At 26.1% G+C, this 16,028-nt stretch carries 17 protein-coding genes and 1 pseudogene; 12 read left to right on the forward strand and 6 right to left on the reverse strand.

The genetic code is table 11. From position 1 onward, the window contains the following. Window positions 1-32 precede the first annotated feature (32 nt). Together L8X97_RS07525 and L8X97_RS07530 are read right to left on the reverse strand one after the other, a co-directional pair. Window positions 33-743 carry a hypothetical protein gene (locus L8X97_RS07525; RefSeq protein ID WP_195671244.1) on the reverse strand — a complete coding sequence of 237 codons (711 nt, stop codon included), beginning with the start codon at window positions 741-743 and terminating at the stop codon, window positions 33-35. A gap of 71 nt (window positions 744-814) precedes the next feature. Beyond that, window positions 815-1,087, reverse strand: coding sequence for a hypothetical protein (locus L8X97_RS07530; protein WP_012662289.1), 273 nt, complete (start codon window positions 1,085-1,087; stop codon window positions 815-817). 203 nt (window positions 1,088-1,290) lie between these two features. On the opposite strand from L8X97_RS07530, the gene L8X97_RS07535 reads away from it, so the two are divergent. From L8X97_RS07535 to L8X97_RS07545, 3 genes are read left to right on the forward strand one after another with little or no spacing between them, the layout of a single operon-like run. After that, window positions 1,291-1,821, forward strand: a complete 531-nt coding sequence (locus tag L8X97_RS07535; RefSeq protein WP_257911298.1) for a hypothetical protein — start codon at window positions 1,291-1,293, stop codon at window positions 1,819-1,821. Continuing rightward, complete coding sequence (locus tag L8X97_RS07540) at window positions 1,821-3,140, forward strand: relaxase/mobilization nuclease domain-containing protein (protein WP_263662987.1); 1,320 nt, start codon at window positions 1,821-1,823, stop codon at window positions 3,138-3,140. The genes L8X97_RS07535 and L8X97_RS07540 overlap by 1 nt, the downstream gene beginning before the upstream one ends. A gap of 26 nt (window positions 3,141-3,166) precedes the next feature. Beyond that, window positions 3,167-3,877 (forward strand): N-acetyltransferase, encoded by a 711-nt coding sequence (locus L8X97_RS07545; RefSeq protein ID WP_263662988.1) that lies wholly within the window; start codon window positions 3,167-3,169, stop codon window positions 3,875-3,877. Between the two features lie 360 nt (window positions 3,878-4,237). Here L8X97_RS07545 and L8X97_RS07550 read toward each other — a convergent pair whose 3' ends face one another. From L8X97_RS07550 to L8X97_RS07560, 3 genes are all read right to left on the reverse strand, one after another. Then, a complete protein-coding gene (locus L8X97_RS07550) occupies window positions 4,238-4,840 on the reverse strand; it encodes a site-specific recombinase/resolvase (protein WP_012662252.1) in 603 nt (200 codons plus the stop codon). A gap of 121 nt (window positions 4,841-4,961) precedes the next feature. Beyond that, window positions 4,962-5,186, reverse strand: a complete 225-nt coding sequence (locus tag L8X97_RS07555) for a hypothetical protein (protein WP_263662990.1) — start codon at window positions 5,184-5,186, stop codon at window positions 4,962-4,964. A gap of 4 nt (window positions 5,187-5,190) precedes the next feature. Beyond that, window positions 5,191-5,859 carry a plasmid partitioning protein gene (locus tag L8X97_RS07560; protein WP_044599638.1) on the reverse strand — a complete coding sequence of 223 codons (669 nt, stop codon included), beginning with the start codon at window positions 5,857-5,859 and terminating at the stop codon, window positions 5,191-5,193. Window positions 5,860-6,140: 281 nt separating this feature from the next. On the opposite strand from L8X97_RS07560, the gene L8X97_RS07565 reads away from it, so the two are divergent. Both L8X97_RS07565 and L8X97_RS07570 read left to right on the forward strand, forming a co-directional pair. After that, window positions 6,141-6,527 carry an HTH domain-containing protein gene (locus L8X97_RS07565; RefSeq protein WP_263662991.1) on the forward strand — a complete coding sequence of 129 codons (387 nt, stop codon included), beginning with the start codon at window positions 6,141-6,143 and terminating at the stop codon, window positions 6,525-6,527. Between the two features lie 270 nt (window positions 6,528-6,797). Further along, a pseudogene (locus L8X97_RS07570) lies at window positions 6,798-7,696 on the forward strand (Abi family protein). Between the two features lie 576 nt (window positions 7,697-8,272). Here L8X97_RS07570 and L8X97_RS07575 read toward each other — a convergent pair. Then, on the reverse strand, window positions 8,273-8,467 hold the full coding sequence (locus tag L8X97_RS07575; protein WP_041570416.1) for a hypothetical protein: 195 nt from the start codon (window positions 8,465-8,467) through the stop codon (window positions 8,273-8,275). Window positions 8,468-8,730: 263 nt separating this feature from the next. On the opposite strand from L8X97_RS07575, the gene L8X97_RS07580 reads away from it, so the two are divergent. The 7 genes from L8X97_RS07580 to L8X97_RS07610 all read left to right on the forward strand — a co-directional run bounded on the left by L8X97_RS07580 (window position 8,731) and on the right by L8X97_RS07610 (window position 15,942). Further along, window positions 8,731-8,991: a TrbC/VirB2 family protein gene (locus L8X97_RS07580; RefSeq protein ID WP_012662257.1), complete on the forward strand. Its 261-nt coding sequence runs from the start codon at window positions 8,731-8,733 to the stop codon at window positions 8,989-8,991. 6 nt (window positions 8,992-8,997) lie between these two features. After that, window positions 8,998-11,772 (forward strand): VirB4 family type IV secretion/conjugal transfer ATPase, encoded by a 2,775-nt coding sequence (locus L8X97_RS07585; protein ID WP_263662992.1) that lies wholly within the window; start codon window positions 8,998-9,000, stop codon window positions 11,770-11,772. After that, a complete protein-coding gene (locus tag L8X97_RS07590; protein ID WP_263662993.1) occupies window positions 11,769-13,091 on the forward strand; it encodes a type IV secretion system protein in 1,323 nt (440 codons plus the stop codon). Before L8X97_RS07585 ends, L8X97_RS07590 begins: the two co-directional genes overlap by 4 nt. A 13-nt stretch (window positions 13,092-13,104) precedes the next feature. After that, window positions 13,105-13,689, forward strand: a complete 585-nt coding sequence (locus tag L8X97_RS07595) for a Rha family transcriptional regulator (protein WP_263662995.1) — start codon at window positions 13,105-13,107, stop codon at window positions 13,687-13,689. Between the two features lie 286 nt (window positions 13,690-13,975). Then, window positions 13,976-14,491, forward strand: coding sequence for a hypothetical protein (locus tag L8X97_RS08450; RefSeq protein ID WP_263662997.1), 516 nt, complete (start codon window positions 13,976-13,978; stop codon window positions 14,489-14,491). Further along, window positions 14,481-15,491: a type IV secretion system protein gene (locus L8X97_RS07605; protein ID WP_263662999.1), complete on the forward strand. Its 1,011-nt coding sequence runs from the start codon at window positions 14,481-14,483 to the stop codon at window positions 15,489-15,491. The genes L8X97_RS08450 and L8X97_RS07605 overlap by 11 nt, the downstream gene beginning before the upstream one ends. Then, entirely contained in the window at window positions 15,481-15,942 is a 462-nt protein-coding gene (locus L8X97_RS07610) for a hypothetical protein (RefSeq protein WP_257911335.1), read from the forward strand. Before L8X97_RS07605 ends, L8X97_RS07610 begins: the two co-directional genes overlap by 11 nt. Window positions 15,943-16,028 lie beyond the last annotated feature (86 nt).

Here is a 16,028-nt window from a genome sequence, read left to right on the forward strand (position 1 = left end):
CTATTATAATACATCGATAATCCTTTTAAATTTTATAGTGATTTAGAAAAAGATTTTTCGTTAGTCCGAACATGTTCCCTTTCACGAGAATTAAGCTTTTTTTGAAAAAACTCATCAACTTTTTTTAAAAAATAGTTTTTATCTTTTTTCTTATCTTTTGAATTATCTATGGTTTTATTACTTTCAGATGTTTGTTGAGTTTCCTTGTAAGCTTTTAAAAATTCTGAAACAAAATTAGAAAATTCATTTGCATTTGATAAAACTCCAACTTCTTTAATTGCTTCAAAAGTTCCATTTAGAATATTTTGAAAATTTTCAGCTTTAAGCGGAGATAATATTTTGTCAAAATTTTCTTTTATTTTTGGATTGATTCTTTTGTTAATACTAGCATCAATATTTTGACTACCTAGTTTAATTAACTCATCTAAACCTTTCTCAAAATGTCCATCACCTAATCTTACCTTTAGTGGTATTTTTAAATCATCCGTGATAATTTCAAACGCAATTTCTTGTTTTGAAAAAGATAATTTTTCCATTCGTTTTAGCTTTTCACAAGAATCAAAAGTTTTTAAAGTATTAAAAAGAGATTCAATCTCTTTAGGATTTGATGTATTGTCATAAGTTCCATTAAAAACACACTCTTGATATTCTTCACATAATGATGAATTATCAATAACTTTTACTTTTATATTTTCAAATGTTATGTTTTTGTTTTCATTTTCTTGTATATCTATGTTTTCCATTTTTCATCCTTAATAATTTTGTTTTTTGGTTTTGTTTTTTTTGGATTATTGTAAAAATTGTTTATATTTTTTTAGTTGCTTTTATCCTCCTTATTGTTGGTATAGTTGATATTAAAAAAATCATCAACTTCACTACATAATGATTTTATCTTTTCTAAATTATTTTTTTGAATATAATCAAAAAATAAATTTCTAAAATCATCTTTATCTAATAAAGAGATAATTTCAGAGCCTAATTTTTTACAAAGCTTCTCTTTTCTTTCTTTCTCTTTTTGTTTTGCTTTTTGGATTTTTTCTTTATACTCTTGTTTGAGTAATTCTATTTCCTTGCTATCTTTTCTCATCTTACTCCTTGTGAATTTTTATATATTAATTATATCATAAATGCTGAAAATATTAATTTTTATGTAAAGATAAATTGACTAAAATACAGGTGTAAAAAATGTAGTAATAGCAGGATAGCTATTTACTCCAAAAAATGACACTATTTTTTTAGTAAATAGCAAAATATTCTCTGCGAGACTCAATAAAAGGTGTTGTAATTTTTATGAAAAAAACTAATATTTACTTTGATGAAAAAAGTTATTCTTATCTTGTTAGACTAAAAAAAGAAATGAAAGTTTCTTTCAGTAAAATAATAAATACAATTTTAAAAAATATTTATGATAATGAAAAAGAAAATATAAACACTATAGATAAAATAAATTATCAAAATAATGAACCAAAAAAAGAAATTAGATTTAAACTTACCGAAGATGAATATAAAATATTTTCAGATTTTGCAAAGAAAAATGGAAATGGAACTGCAACAAAACAAATAAGAATTTTAACTTTAAATCATATTTATAAAGATAAATTTTTTGATAAAAATTATATCGATGAATTTATATTAGCAAGAACAGAAATAAACACAATCGGAAGGAATATATATCAGCTTTTAAAAATTTTAAGAAGCGGAAAAAGCGTGAGAATAAATGAAAAAAATTTAGAAAAATCTTTTGAGGATATTTCAATAAATATTGAAAAATTATCCAAAGAATTAGAAAAAATTATTCTTAAAAATAATGAAAGAATTTAATGTCAAGATTTAAAATTTTTGATGATGAGATCATAGCAAAAAGAGTTTATACTAAAATAGAAGTTGGATCTAAATCTACATATAATTTTGTTAAAAAAAATATATCAAATAAAACAAATAAAGTTTTTAGAAAAAACACTGAAGTCGTTGTAAAAATTACATCAGGCTCGAAAAATTTGCAAGCAGTTTGCAAACATTTAGATTATATTTCAAGAGAAGGAACAGTAGAAATAATTACAAGTGATTTTGATATATTAAAAGGAAAAGATGAGTTAAAAATTTTAAAAAAAATTTATGAAAATGAGGGCGCTCCTATTCCTAGATTTGGACAAGAAAAAAAAGAAAAAAGACATACTATTAATATGGTTTTTTCTATGCAAGATTATAAAAATGCACCTCCAGAAAAAATGAAAAAAGCTGTTTTAATGACATTAAAAAAAATGTATCCAGATAATTTTTTTGCAGTTGCTTTTCATGATGATACTGACAATCCACATTGTCATGTTTGTTTAAAAGTTGCAGATAAAAATGGAAAAAGAATTAATCCAAAAAAATCAGATTTAATGAATTTGAGATTATCTTTTGCTAAAGCATTAAACAATTTAGGTGTGGAAGCAAAAGCAACTATTCGTTCAAAAAACAATGAAGAAGTATCCTATAAACTTGAAAAAAATAAAGAACAAACTAAAATGCATTATTATCAAGTTTTAGATTATGGAAAAGCAAAATATAAATTTAGTCTTGATGAGAAAGCTAAAGATAGTTTTTATGTGAAATATAGAACAAAAAAAGGTATAGCTGTAATATGGAGTAATGATCTTGAAAGAGTTATCAAAGAAAATAAAATTTTAAAAGGGGAATATGCAAAGTTTAAAATTATAGGACAAGAAACATATCAAATTAAGAAAAAAATTAAAGCAAATGGAAAGACTTTTGAAGTAACCAAAATGGCAAAAAAATCTGTTTGGGACGCTTCTGTTTTAGGTAGAGAAAAAGAGCTAAAACCATTGCAATCAGATGAAAAAAATAATCTAAAATATACTATAAAGGAAAACAATGAGAGAGATTATACAGAACAATATAGACAGAGAATTTTACAAGAGTCCAGTAATAAATCAAATATCCCAAGAGAATCTGCCAAAGAAAGAGACTTTATGCGAATATTGTCCGAACAGTCTGTGGTTCATGAGCGAAAAGGAACTCAAATGCCTATGCACATCAATGCACTCAATCAGCTACAGCAAGGAAAGCGAGAACGAACCGATAGTAGCTTGCGATGGACAAATTCTAGGAATAATGAGATTGAAAGAGATGGATAATTTATAAGAGAAAGGAATAAAATATAATGGAACAAGAAGTTTATACTAGCAAATTTTATATTTGCAAAAAAAATGAAAAAGAAGTTTGTTTTAAATTAGATTTTGAAATAAAAGCATTTGAAGAAAATCAAAAATTTTATTATGTTGAAATATGTGCAATTATAGACTATCAATATTTGAAAAATGAATTAGGTGTTTTTAAAAATGATAATAAAAAAAGAAATTATTGGAAGTTGAAATATAGGAGTCATTGGAGTTTTAGTTCTTGCGTAGAGATTGATCATAATTATAAATCTCTAGGTATAGGGACATTTGTAATAAATAAAATATTAGAAATCGCTTTAAGTTATGTTCCAGAGGCAAATTTTCATGATATATTGAGTAAAGAAAATGATGAAAATGAAGAGAGTTGCAAGAATCGCATAAGAAGGGATAAATTGTATAAAAATTTAGGTTTCATATTTAATGAAAATAATACAAGTTTTAGTATAGATAGCATCAGTGATTTAAAAATAAGAAAAGATTTTGATTATATTCAAGAAGTTCGTATTTTTGATATGTGTAATCAATTAGCAAAATTACAATATCTAAAAGAAGGTGATGATAAGTTATTACAATATTGCAAAGAAGATTTCAATAAAGAAAAAGGTAAGAATAATATCCTTCGTGCAATAATTAAGCTTATGTCTTTTGTTTCAATAGCACTGGCTGTTTGGATTGTTTATTTATTAAAGTGAAAGATAATCGCCTTTTACTAATTAATTTTTAATATCATATTCTTTCTGAATATTATTGTTTTTATTTAAATCTTCTAAAATCTTTGCAGATTTGGCACAAAAGAGCTTTTATAATCTTTTAAGGGGCAGGTATCAATTTAAATTACGAATGTGTCATAATAACAGCATCAAAATTGTTTATAGCTATTTAAGAAAATGTTTTGTTTTTGGGAAATAACATTTTATACAAAGAATATTAAAATTGAATTTTAGAAGTATAACATTATTTGATTAAATATATATTAATTACATATAATTTAAATATTATATAGATATTTTTTACATATCCATATAATATTATTTATAAATTAGTATGATATATTATGTCAATTTTCTTCTTTTGCAAAAATAATGAAAGTTATTGTAAGTTCCTTTTTCGCCTAAAAATTTCCAAATATTGCGTAAGGTTATTTTTTTAGATATAAGCTCTTTTATTAGATCTTCATCTTTATCATACATACTATTAAAACTATTTGTAGGACGACCTATATTTTTTCCATTTTTGCGTGCATTAGCAAGTCCTGCTTTTGTTCTTTGTGAGATAAAGTCTCTCTCTGTTTCTGAAACATAAGCGTAGAAAGAAAGGAGTAATTTTTGAGAAGGATTGTTAAATGAACTTAATTCAGGTTGTCGTAAAAAAACAAATTGCACACCCTTTTCAGAAAGTTCTAATATTAATGTAATAACTTCAAGCATACTTCTTCCTAATCTTGAAAGTTCTGTGCAAATTAATAAATCACCTTCATTGAGTTTATCTTTTAATTCATTCATACGCCTTTTTTCTAAACTTTTTCTTGAACTCATTTCAACTTCCATAACTTCATCAATATTAATTTTGTTTTTTATACAATATTCATATATTTGGAGTTTTTGGACTTCTGAGTCTTGTTTTGCTGTACTAATTCTTACATATGCTATTACCATTATGTAATTATATCTAAAATTGTTTGAAGTATTATTTTTTAATAGTATGTATCATTATAATATGTATATAATATTTTTTATATATTATATACATATCAAAATTATATTTTTAAAATATCTTTTAGTTATTTAGCACCTTAAATCTTATAAAAGCACCTTTATCCATACCCATTTGTTCTGCCATATTTGACAATCTTTCATATTCTTCACTTGTAAAACCTACAAGAAGCTTTTTATCTCTTTTGATTCTTCCAGATTGCGTAGGGGTTTTTTGTGCTGAAGTTTCTCCCGTAGCTCCTTCGATAAAACTATCTAAATTCACATTTGTATTTTTTTTAAATGCCATTTTATTATCCTTTGATTTTATTTATTAATTCATTATAGAAAGTATTAAATTCTTCTAAAGCTTTATTGTTAGAATTAATTTCTGTTTCACTAATTCCTAAACCCATTTGAATGCAAGTTTTATATTTTTCTCTTTCACAGATAATATTATCTAAAAGTTTAATATTGTCATCTTCTTGCTCTTTAATATAGGCTCTTAAATCTTCAATCTTTTTATTTAAAAAAGGATTTGGAGAGCTTTTATTGATTAAAACAAATGTTTGTAGATCTCTATTTAATTCCTTTGCCATTTTAATAATTGTAAACATTTTATCTAAAACACTAACATCAAATTGACTTGGGATTGTAGGAATGATTACAACATCTGAAAAACCTAATGCTATTCTCATTTCTTTTGAGTCTCTACCACCAGTATCAATAATAATTAAATCATACTCATTTTTGTTTTTTTCTTTTTGTATAAAATCTTTTAAAGATTCGCCGACTTTAGATACAACAGAGAATGTTCTATTAATACCTTCTTCCATTCTAATATTGACAAAAGTCATAACAGATTTTTGCGGATCGCTATCGCACAATAAAACCTTTTTACTCTCAGCTGCCTTAATTGCTAAATTTACAGCTAATGTGCTTTTGCCACTTCCGCCTTTTTCATTACAGATGGATATAATCATACTTATCCTTATGATATTTATTATATATCATAATTATATCATAAAAATATTAAATACATAGTATAAAAATATATATAAAAAATGTAAAAGATATTTATTTGATATGCTATACAATAACAATAAAAAATATTGTTATTTTTTTATTTCAAAAGTTAAACTTTTTATAATTAATAATTAAGATTTGTTTAATTTATTTTAAGTATAATTCCTAGTAACTTACAAGTAAAAACTATACTTACTAAGTAAAGTAATAATATTACTAATGAATAAGGAGAATAAATATGAATAAACTCAAAGAAAATACTAATCAAAATAAATTAGTTCAAAACAACACAATCCAAGTTGTAAATGTTGTTAAAAGTGTTATAAATAGTATAAAAAACAATTTTCCTGAAAATGCAAAATGTAGTATTAACATAAGCAATAATAAAACTGTTATAAAAATAAACGATGGGGTTAAAGGAGCTGTTGTAACATATGAGGAAAATGGAAATTTTCAAAGACAAGAAAAAGTTCAGTATATTAAAACAACTCCAGATGAAAGATTAAAACAGGTAGAACAATTAATGGGGAAAAAAACACAATCGGAAATAGCTAGTTATCTTATGGTAAGTCAAAAAACTATATCAAACGATATTAAAAAGATAAAAAAGAATAAGAAAAGCTAACTTTAACAAAGGATTAAGTGTGATATTTTATTTAAAAAATAGAATGACTTATTTTCTTATATACTTCAAGTTGATAAGAGCTAAGAAGCATGTTGTGTTAGCATCTAATATAATCAAAAAAATAATAAGAAACAAAATAATTAATACTTGTGTTAGTTTAAAAGGCTACAAAGTGCAGTTTCATTTAAGCAAAAATAAAACTAAAATATTTTATTATTTCGTTAACATACCTTCCGAGCATTTTCATGATGCTGACTGGAAGGTGCTCTCATGAATTATAAAGATTTTAAAGATTATCCCAGCCTTATTGATATTTTAAAAAATAGAAACCTTATTGTAAAAGATGAAAAACAAGCTATAAAGTTTTTAGAGAAAAATCATTATTATCGTTTAAGTTCTTATTTTATACCTTTTCAACATCCAAAGAATTCACCATGTAAAGACATGTTTCAAGATGGAACTACTTTTGAAGATATAGTTTTACTATATAATTTTGATACAGATTTAAGAAAATTTGTATTTAATTATCTATCTGAGTTAGAAATTATTTTAAGGGCACAAATTTCTCATATTCATTCTAAACAATATAAACCTTTTGGTTATATACAAGATATAAAATCTTTAAAAAGAGAGATGAGGATTAAGGACCGTTGTCTTTACGGTGATTTGATTGAGCAAATAGATAAAGAGAAGAAAAGAGCTAGTGAGGATTTCATTCAACATATAAAAACAAATACAATACAGATGATTTACCATTGTGGGCTCTAGTTGAAATTTTATCCTTTGGAACATTATCTAAATTTGTAAAACTTATGCAAAAAACAGAACAATTAGATCTTATGAAATTTTTTGAATTAGAAAATATACAAATTGATGTTTTTGAAAACTGGATAGAAACTTTATCTTATGTTAGAAATTTATGTGCACATCACTCAAGGCTTTGGAATAGACAATTTGTTAAAAAATTTAAATATAGAAAAAATGATAATTTTCTAGATGAAAATGTAGATCGTGATAAAATATTTTTCGCAGTAAGTGTATTGACTATAATCTTAAAGGAATATAACATTAAAGAAGAATTTATAAAATTATTAAATAAATATCCAAGTATTGATAAAGCTGCTATGGGTATACCACAAAACTGGCAAGAATTAAATATTTGGAAGTGATCTGCTAATGCAACAAGGAATATAAACGAGTGTGATGTTATGTTATTTTAGATATTTTATCGAAGAAATACAATAATGTTGAATATAGAAAAAAGTCGGAAACTATATTAAACTCACTATCTAAATATCCTTTACAGAAAATGTTGTTTTTATACTGATATTTTTATCTCTCATAGTTTATAAAAATATATTTATATATAGATATAAGACACATAATTAAAAAATATTAAAAAGATATTTATTAGATATAAAATAAATATAATTTATTTTTAATTCGATTTAAGTTATATAATCTTTTCTCAAATTTTATGATTTCCATAAAAAATCAACTTTCTCGTATTTTTTAGAATTTTATTCAAAATGTTTTTGACCTTGTTCTTTTATTTCAAGACTAAAAAAGAGAAAGTTATTTTTTAAGTTTAAAACAATCGCATTTTCTTTTTGTAATATTGTATTTTTTTATCATTTCTTTTAAGAAATTTAAAAATACTTCTTCTGCAAGTTCTTTTTATTCTTCTTTATATTTTTTCATCAGACAATCTGCTTCTTCTAAAAAGTTATAATAATCTAATTCTTTCATTTGTTGCTTTTTCCTTTCTCTACTTCAATCATCATTTTGCATTTTGGACAGATAACTTTTTTATATGCTTCATCTTCTGTATATTCAATATATTTATTCTCATTGCAATTTTTACATTTAATGTTAGTCCATAAGATCATAGGATGAAAATAAATTTTGTTTGAAAGAAAATAAGGATATTTTTTACTCATATATTCTTCTCTGAAATTTTAGATTCAAATATAATCGTGATTTAGGTTTTAAGTTTTGTTTAATTTTACTTCTTACCTTTATAATTTTTTTATACAAATCTGATTTTTTAGTTGCCAAATTTACTCCTTTTTAATCCAAAATCAAAAAAAATGTTTATTACACATTTAATTTTAATAAAAAATTAAAATTAAATAATACCTTTATATTTAATATAAGAGCTAAATTTATCGTTCGTTATTTTTTAATGAAAGGACTCCTTTAAATGTTTAAAAAAATACTATTAATAGCATTAGCTGTAAATTTAGCTTTTGCTGCAGGCGGTATTGATAAAGTCAATACTTTGGCACAAGATATAGAGTCAGCTTTGTTTGGTGTTTCTATTATTGCTATTACAATAGCTTTTGGTATTGCAGGTTATAGAATGGCAATATTAAAACAACAATGGACTGAAGTTTTACCAGTGGTAATTGGTGGTGTTGTTATAGGTTCTGCTTCTTCTTTGGCTGCTCTTTTGGTGGGTTAAAAGTTTATGAATAACTATTTTGATCCGCTCTTTAAAGGATTAACACGCCCTGCACTCCTTTTTGGAGTGCCTTTAGTGCCTTTCATAATGAACCTTTTAGGATTTATCTTAATAGCTGTTTATACGCAACAATTTTTCCTTTTAATTTTTGGAGTTATTTCTTATTTTATTATGAAAGCAATGACTAAGAAAGATGAGCAAATGTTTAGATTGTTTTTTTTAAAAACTAAATTTATTAGTAATTTTTTGAGTAGAAAGTATCATAAAGCAAAAACTTTTAATAGCGTAAGCTATAAACGATTGCCAACTAATAATGATTTTCCAAAATTATCTATATTTCCACTTCATGCTGAACCAAGTTTAGAGAAATTAATTCCTTATAGCTCTTTACTTACAGATAGTATTGTTATTACAAAAGAACATATGCTAATTAGCACATTTTTTATTGAGGGTATAGAATTTGAGTGTGAGTCAGATGAGAATTTAATTTTTAAAAAAAATCTTTTAAATATGATGATAATGTCATTTTCTAATGAACCTATTGCTTTTTATTTTCATAATGTAAGATTTAAATTACATGAATTTTTAGATTCTCATTTTGAAAATTCTTTTTTAAAGGAAATTGATGAAAAATACCATAAGAGTTTTGATAAAAAAAGTTTTCAGCAAAATTCGCTTTATTTAACTTTGGTCTATAAGCCTTTAAAATCTAATATTGATCTAAAGACTTTCAATAAATTAAATTACAAATCAAAAGCAAAAGAAATTTCAAATTTTGTTCTTAAATTCCAAGAATACTTAGGAAAACTTGAAGCTAACATTAAAGATTTTAAACCAAAAATATTAAGTGTATATAAAAAGAATAATATTAAATATTCCGAGCAATTAGAATTTTATAATTATTTAATAGGTGGAAAATTTAATCCTGTTGTAGTTTGTGATACTCCGATATATCAATATCTAACAGGAACTTTAAAAAATATTCAATTTAATCACGATATGATTCAGCTAAACTACAATGATGATACAAAAAGATTTGCTAGAATTATTGAAATTAAAGATTATTCTAATGAAACTTTTTCAGGTATTTTAGATTCTTTAATGTATCTTGATGTAGATTATACTATCACTCAAACTTTTGTTCCTTTATCAAAATATGATTCAAAATCAGCATTAAACAAACAAATTAATCAACTAATTTCAAGTGAAGATGATGGCGTAAGTCAGATAGAGCAATTAAATTTAGCATTAGATGATTTAATTAGTAATGTTATAAGTTTTGGAAATTATCATTTTAGTATTTGTGTTTTTGGTGATAGCATTGATGAATGCAAGAAAAATACTAATAAAATAATAACTTCATTAAATAGTTTAGGCTTTACTTCAACATTAGCAAATATTGCACTACCTGCTTCTTATTTTTCACAATTTCCAAGTAATTTTGCAATACGCCCAAGAGTTCATATGATTTCATCTTTAAATTTTTCATCTTTGGTTGCATTACATAATTTCTTAATGGGCAAAAAAGAAAAAAATTGCTGGGGCGATGCTGTAACTATTTTAAAAACACCAAATAAACAACCATATTTTTTAAATTTCCACAAAAGCGATGGAAAAAACAAAGATGAATTTGGTGATTTGAATTTAGCTAATACTTTGATTTTAGGTCAAAGTGGTGGTGGTAAAACCGTGTTTATGAATTTTATCATTAATCAAATGATAAAGTATGCTAATAAAGATAGTTTCCCTGCAAACATACCTGAAGATAAAAAGAAATTTACAGCTGTATTTTTAGATAAAGATAAAGGTGCTTTAGGCAATATTCTTTGTGCTGGCGGTAGATATATTTCTATTAAAAATGGTAAGCCTACTGGGTTTAATCCTTTTATGGTTGAAACTAATGAAGAAAATTTAAGATTTTTAAAACAACTAATAAAACTATGTGTAACACGCAATGGCGAAATTCTTAATACAAAAGAAGAAAAACAAATCAATGAAGCTGTAAATACTCTAATGCTTCAATTTGAAATTTCTGAAAGAAAATATCCTATTTCTTTACTTCTTGAAAATATTACAGATGATTTTAATGACAATAACTCTTTAAAAAGTAGATTGTCTTTATTCCAAAAAGGAAAACAATTTGGCTGGGTGTTTGATAATGAATATGACAACCTAGATTTTCCTGATGATATTAATTTATTTGGTATTGATGGAACTGAATTTTTAGATGAAAAAGATGTTTCAGCATTAATCTCTTATTTTATTCTTTGGCGTGTTATGAATTTAGCAGATGGAAGAAGACTTTGTATAGATATTGATGAAGCTTGGAAGTGGTTAGAAAATGATATTGTGGCAGAAGAAGTAAAAAACAAGTTTAAAACCATAAGAAAACAAAATGGCTTTTTAAGACTTGCTACACAAAGTATAGAGGACTTTTTAAAACTAAAGATAGCAAATACTTTAGTTGAACAATCTGCTACAAAAATATTTTTACCAAACCCTTTAGCAAAAGAAGATGAGTATTTAAGACTAGGTCTTAGTAAAGATGAATTTTTAATAGTTAAAAACTTTGCCCCATATAAACGACAATTCCTTGTTAAAAGACAAGATGAAGCAGTTGTTTGTTCTTTGGATCTTTCATCTTTAGGCAAAGAAAACCTAAAAATTTTATCTACAGGCACAAGCTATATAGAAAAAATAGAAAATATCTTTAATCAAGAAAACAAAACTTTGGAAGAAAAAATCAATGAACTTAAAACATTTTATAAGGAAGAACAATGAGATTAAGTTTAAGTAAAAATCAAACCAAAAAGCCACAGGGGCGTTTTATCTTAAATAGCCCTGTCAAAAGACAGGGTAAGACTCAAAAAGCCTTGACTACTATTAAACTTAGTAGTATAATTGCTACTAAGATAAAGCGTGTGAACTTCATCTTAAAATATCTCCTTTCTGGAGTTAAGATTAAGCCACAGGGTTGCCGCCCTGTGGCAAACCCCAAAAATAATTATATCCAAAAACAAAATAAATTTTTATTTTCCATAATTTCATCATTATGTATTGCAAATTTAGCTTTTAGTGCTGGTATTAATGTTAAAGTTATATTAGTAGCTATTTTTAGATTTAAAGCCACAAGGAAATCTCATCCCCATAAAAATGGGGCAAGGCTAATAAGCCTTGACTATTATCATACAAAGAAGTATAATAATAACTATGAGATTTATATGACTCAATTTAATCGCCTCCTTTCGGAGTGCAAATTAAGCCACAAGGGTGCGAACCTTGTGGCAAACACCCCAAAAAATTATATCCAAAAATTTAAAAAATCTATTCTTATTCTTACTTCCCTATTGATTTTGCCTAACTTAGCTTTTAGTGCTGGTATTCCTGTAGTTGATGCGACTGCAAATTCACAAATGGCAACCCAAAATGCAAAAGAAATTGCAGAGTGGACTAAACAAGCTACAAGATGGCAAGATACGGTTAAACACTATCAACAACAAATTCAAGCTTATCAAAATGAACTTATGTCTAAAACAGGTGCAAGAGATTCAGTGTCTTTTATGAGAGACACAAAACAAATTTATTTAGATTTTGCACAAGCTGGACAAAACATACAATCTTTTTATGATGATGTATTGCAAGATCCACAAGGCTTTTTAAGCGATAAAAGCAAAGAAACATTTAGAAAATTCACTCTTTTTGATCGTTGCAATGCTAGTTATTTGAGTGAAGAGCGAAAAAGAATATGTAGAATGGATATGATTACTTATGCAGCTCAAGTGGAGCATTATAATCAAGCTTCTATCCAAGTTAATACCGTAGCAAAGTCTTTAGAAAAACTACACCAAAGACTTATAGAATCAAAAGATATTAAAGAAACTAATGACATTAACAATGCGATTAATGTAGAAAAAACCAAACTAGAAATCATTAAAACTAATCTTGAAATTTCTAATATGCATTATGAAAATCAAAGAAGAATAAGACAAGATCAAGCAGCACAGCTGTTTGCAGAATCAATGGGGAAAGAGCCTTTGGATTATGGCGAGCTTATGAAGCAAGCTGAAGAAAAAGCAAAAGCTAGTGGCTTATTTGACTAAATAGGAGTGAAAAATGAGTAGTGTTATTAATATTAACAATATAGATGTCATCTTTGAAAACAAAGATGAGCAAATTTTTTGCACAAGTTTAGATATAGCTAAAGTGTTTGGGAAAAGACATGATGATGTTTTAAAATCTATTAGAAATATTTTAAATGAATTGCGAGAAATAGGGGTTTCTAACGAACTCCGCAATTTTGCGGAGGTCGTGCAAATATCGAAAACAACGAACCCAAAGAATGGTAAGCTTGTTAATAGAAAAATGCCTATGTATAATCTAACTCGTGATGCATTCACGCTTTTAGCTATGGGTTTTACAGGTAAAAAAGCTTTACAATTTAAAATTGCTTTTATCAATGCTTTTAATCAAATGGAACAAATCATTAAAAACAAAGAAATAGAAAAAATAAAACAACTAAAACATTATGATCTTCCTGATACACCTTATAAGGAAAAGATAGCAAACGCTATAAAGGAAATAGAACAAAAACAAAATTCTAAATTTATAGAACTAATAGAATATGAAATAGTAGAAAAATTTAAAAATGGAAAAACACAAGTTTTACAAAAACTTAATTTTAAAACCAAATTAATTTAAATAAAAACAAATTTTAAAGAAAGGAGATAAAGAAAGTTTAAGAAAGGCCGTAGGGTAAACTTATACCCCTAAAAATAGGGGCAAGGCTAATAAGCCTTGACTGTAACTATACAAAGGAGTATAATTACAATTATAAGTTTGTTATAACTCAATTTAATCACCTACTTTCTAGGGTTAAATTTAGCCATAGGGTTGCAGCCTACGGCTAACCCTTCGGGGTATTATACCTTAGTCTTCTTAAACTTCTTAAAACACCATAGTGATTAACAATGTTAAAGTTATATTAGTGGCTATTTTTAGATTTAAAGCCACAAGGAAAATCCACCATACCCCAACAAGTGGGGCAAGACTAAAAAGCCTTGACTATAATTATACAAAGGAGTATAATTACAACTATGATGAATTTAGTGGTATTCATCTTAGCTCCTTTAGGGGCTTAGATTTTCGCCACAAGGGTGCGAACCTTGTGGCAAACACCCCAAAAAATTATATCCAAATTTTTAATCTTATAAATTTTTGTAGTTTCGTATTTTATTTTAATTTTTTAAGTAGAAAAATAAAAAATATTTTATCCCTGCAAAAGCAGGGCAAGAGCTTAATAAGCCTTGACTATTACTATACAAAGAAGTATAATAATAAGTATAAAATATTTTTGGTTCAAACAAATCACCTCTTTTCTGAGGTTTTATTGAGCCATAGGGTTGCCGCCCTATGGCTAACCCCATGTAATTATATCCAAATTTTTAATCTTATAAATTTTTATAATCTCATATTTTCTTTTAAGGCTTACCATGCAAAGTAATTTCTTTACAGAGCTTGGTAATGCTACTCATGTGATTTTAGAAGTAGTAAGAAATGCAGCATTGAGTGAAAAAATGACTCAACTTGCCGTGCTTTTTTCTATTACCCTTGTTATTACTATTATGTATAAGGGTTATGAAATCTTATTTGGTCGTTCTCAAAGTCCTACTAAAGAAGTAATGTGGGATTTAGCTGCTAAGGCTATGATCATCACTTTTTCTTTAAATATCGGCGGATGGCTTACTTTAGTCATTAATGCTATGGATGGCTTTCATGAGTGGGCGGGTGGAAGCCTTAGTATGTATAAGCAAATTGATTTTATTTTTAATGAAGTTAGAAATTTAGCTGATAGTATATGGGCTAAGGCTAGTGGATTTAGCATTATAGTTGCTGCATTTAGTATAGTTATGATTTATACAGGTTTTGGCATAGCTGTGCTACCTGCTTTAGTAGTGATTAATGCTACTGCTTTTACTCAAACTATATTAGTGATTGCTGCACCTTTAATGTTTTATTGTCTTTTATATAAAAGCACTAAAAATGTTTTTACTCAATGGCTTGCATTGCTTATTTCTAATACCTTATTAGTTCTTTTTATGAGCTTATTTTTTAAAGTTTTTGCTAAACAAATATATAAATTTGTAAATACATATCAAAGCCAATACGCAAATGCTGATACAGATTCATTTTTCATAGGAATATCAATGATTTTTTCCTCTGTTTTATTAGTTGCTATGGTTTTTGTAGCAAAGGTTTTTGCTGAAAAAGTAGGAAGCGTTGCTTTAGATTCTGCTATGCAAAGTGTGTTTTCAAGGGTAAGCAATCCTATAAGTTCTGTTGCTGGAAAAACTCTTGGAAATTTATTTGGGCATGCTCAAAAAGGAGGCTCTAAAATGGCAGAAGGTGCTTATTCTGCTATGAAATCGGGTGCTTCTGTTGCAGGGGGTAATGCTATGTCTTTAGGAAAGAGCATATTACAAAGGATGAGAAATGAAGCATAAGGTAATTTTATTTGCATTTTGTGCAATCTTTTTTAGTGCTTGTTCTATTAAAAACAATACTAATTATAACTATTTATTTGATGATAAAAGTGGTTGGGTTGCTGTAAATGATATTAAAGATCAAGAAAAGTTTTTAAAAATGGAAATTGTTCCTGTGTTTGAAAAGAAAGAAGAAAAAGAAACTTCCATTAAAAGCTTTGAAAACATTAAAAAGAAAAAGAGAATTATTTTAAATTATCCGAGTATGTCTTATGTGATTTTAAAAAAGGCTGTAAATGATTCTAATTCTTATCATGAAGATAAGATGGTTGAAGCTGGCGAGTTTGATTATTCTATCACTTACAATACGGAGCAAGGAGATGTTTTTGTAAAAGTTTTAAAACAAAATCTTTTTTTCAAAGAAAAAGATGTGCAAATAATTGAAACTGAAGTTTTAGAAAACAAATTTTAAAGAAAGGAGATAAAGAAAGTTAGTATAAAGCCAAAGGGATTATCCTAAACCCTGCTATAATTGCAGGGAGATTAGTATGCCTTGAC

Source organism: Campylobacter sp. CNRCH_2013_0671h (assembly GCF_025773055.1).
Taxonomy (GTDB): Bacteria; Campylobacterota; Campylobacteria; order Campylobacterales; family Campylobacteraceae; genus Campylobacter_D; species Campylobacter_D lari_D.

Bases quoted from the DNA above. Each gene is read 5' to 3' on its own strand.
- L8X97_RS07525 (WP_195671244.1), bottom strand. From the start codon at position 743: ATGGAAAACATAGATATACAAGAAAATGAAAACAAAAACATAACATTT.
- L8X97_RS07530 (WP_012662289.1), bottom strand. From the start codon at position 1,087: ATGAGAAAAGATAGCAAGGAAATAGAATTACTCAAACAAGAGTATAAA.
- L8X97_RS07535 (WP_257911298.1), top strand. From the start codon at position 1,291: ATGAAAAAAACTAATATTTACTTTGATGAAAAAAGTTATTCTTATCTT.
- L8X97_RS07540 (WP_263662987.1), top strand. From the start codon at position 1,821: ATGTCAAGATTTAAAATTTTTGATGATGAGATCATAGCAAAAAGAGTT.
- L8X97_RS07545 (WP_263662988.1), top strand. From the start codon at position 3,167: ATGGAACAAGAAGTTTATACTAGCAAATTTTATATTTGCAAAAAAAAT.
- L8X97_RS07550 (WP_012662252.1), bottom strand. From the start codon at position 4,840: ATGGTAATAGCATATGTAAGAATTAGTACAGCAAAACAAGACTCAGAA.
- L8X97_RS07555 (WP_263662990.1), bottom strand. From the start codon at position 5,186: ATGGCATTTAAAAAAAATACAAATGTGAATTTAGATAGTTTTATCGAA.
- L8X97_RS07560 (WP_044599638.1), bottom strand. From the start codon at position 5,859: ATGATTATATCCATCTGTAATGAAAAAGGCGGAAGTGGCAAAAGCACA.
- L8X97_RS07565 (WP_263662991.1), top strand. From the start codon at position 6,141: ATGAATAAACTCAAAGAAAATACTAATCAAAATAAATTAGTTCAAAAC.
- L8X97_RS07575 (WP_041570416.1), bottom strand. From the start codon at position 8,467: ATGAGTAAAAAATATCCTTATTTTCTTTCAAACAAAATTTATTTTCAT.
- L8X97_RS07580 (WP_012662257.1), top strand. From the start codon at position 8,731: ATGTTTAAAAAAATACTATTAATAGCATTAGCTGTAAATTTAGCTTTT.
- L8X97_RS07585 (WP_263662992.1), top strand. From the start codon at position 8,998: ATGAATAACTATTTTGATCCGCTCTTTAAAGGATTAACACGCCCTGCA.
- L8X97_RS07590 (WP_263662993.1), top strand. From the start codon at position 11,769: ATGAGATTAAGTTTAAGTAAAAATCAAACCAAAAAGCCACAGGGGCGT.
- L8X97_RS07595 (WP_263662995.1), top strand. From the start codon at position 13,105: ATGAGTAGTGTTATTAATATTAACAATATAGATGTCATCTTTGAAAAC.
- L8X97_RS07605 (WP_263662999.1), top strand. From the start codon at position 14,481: ATGCAAAGTAATTTCTTTACAGAGCTTGGTAATGCTACTCATGTGATT.
- L8X97_RS07610 (WP_257911335.1), top strand. From the start codon at position 15,481: ATGAAGCATAAGGTAATTTTATTTGCATTTTGTGCAATCTTTTTTAGT.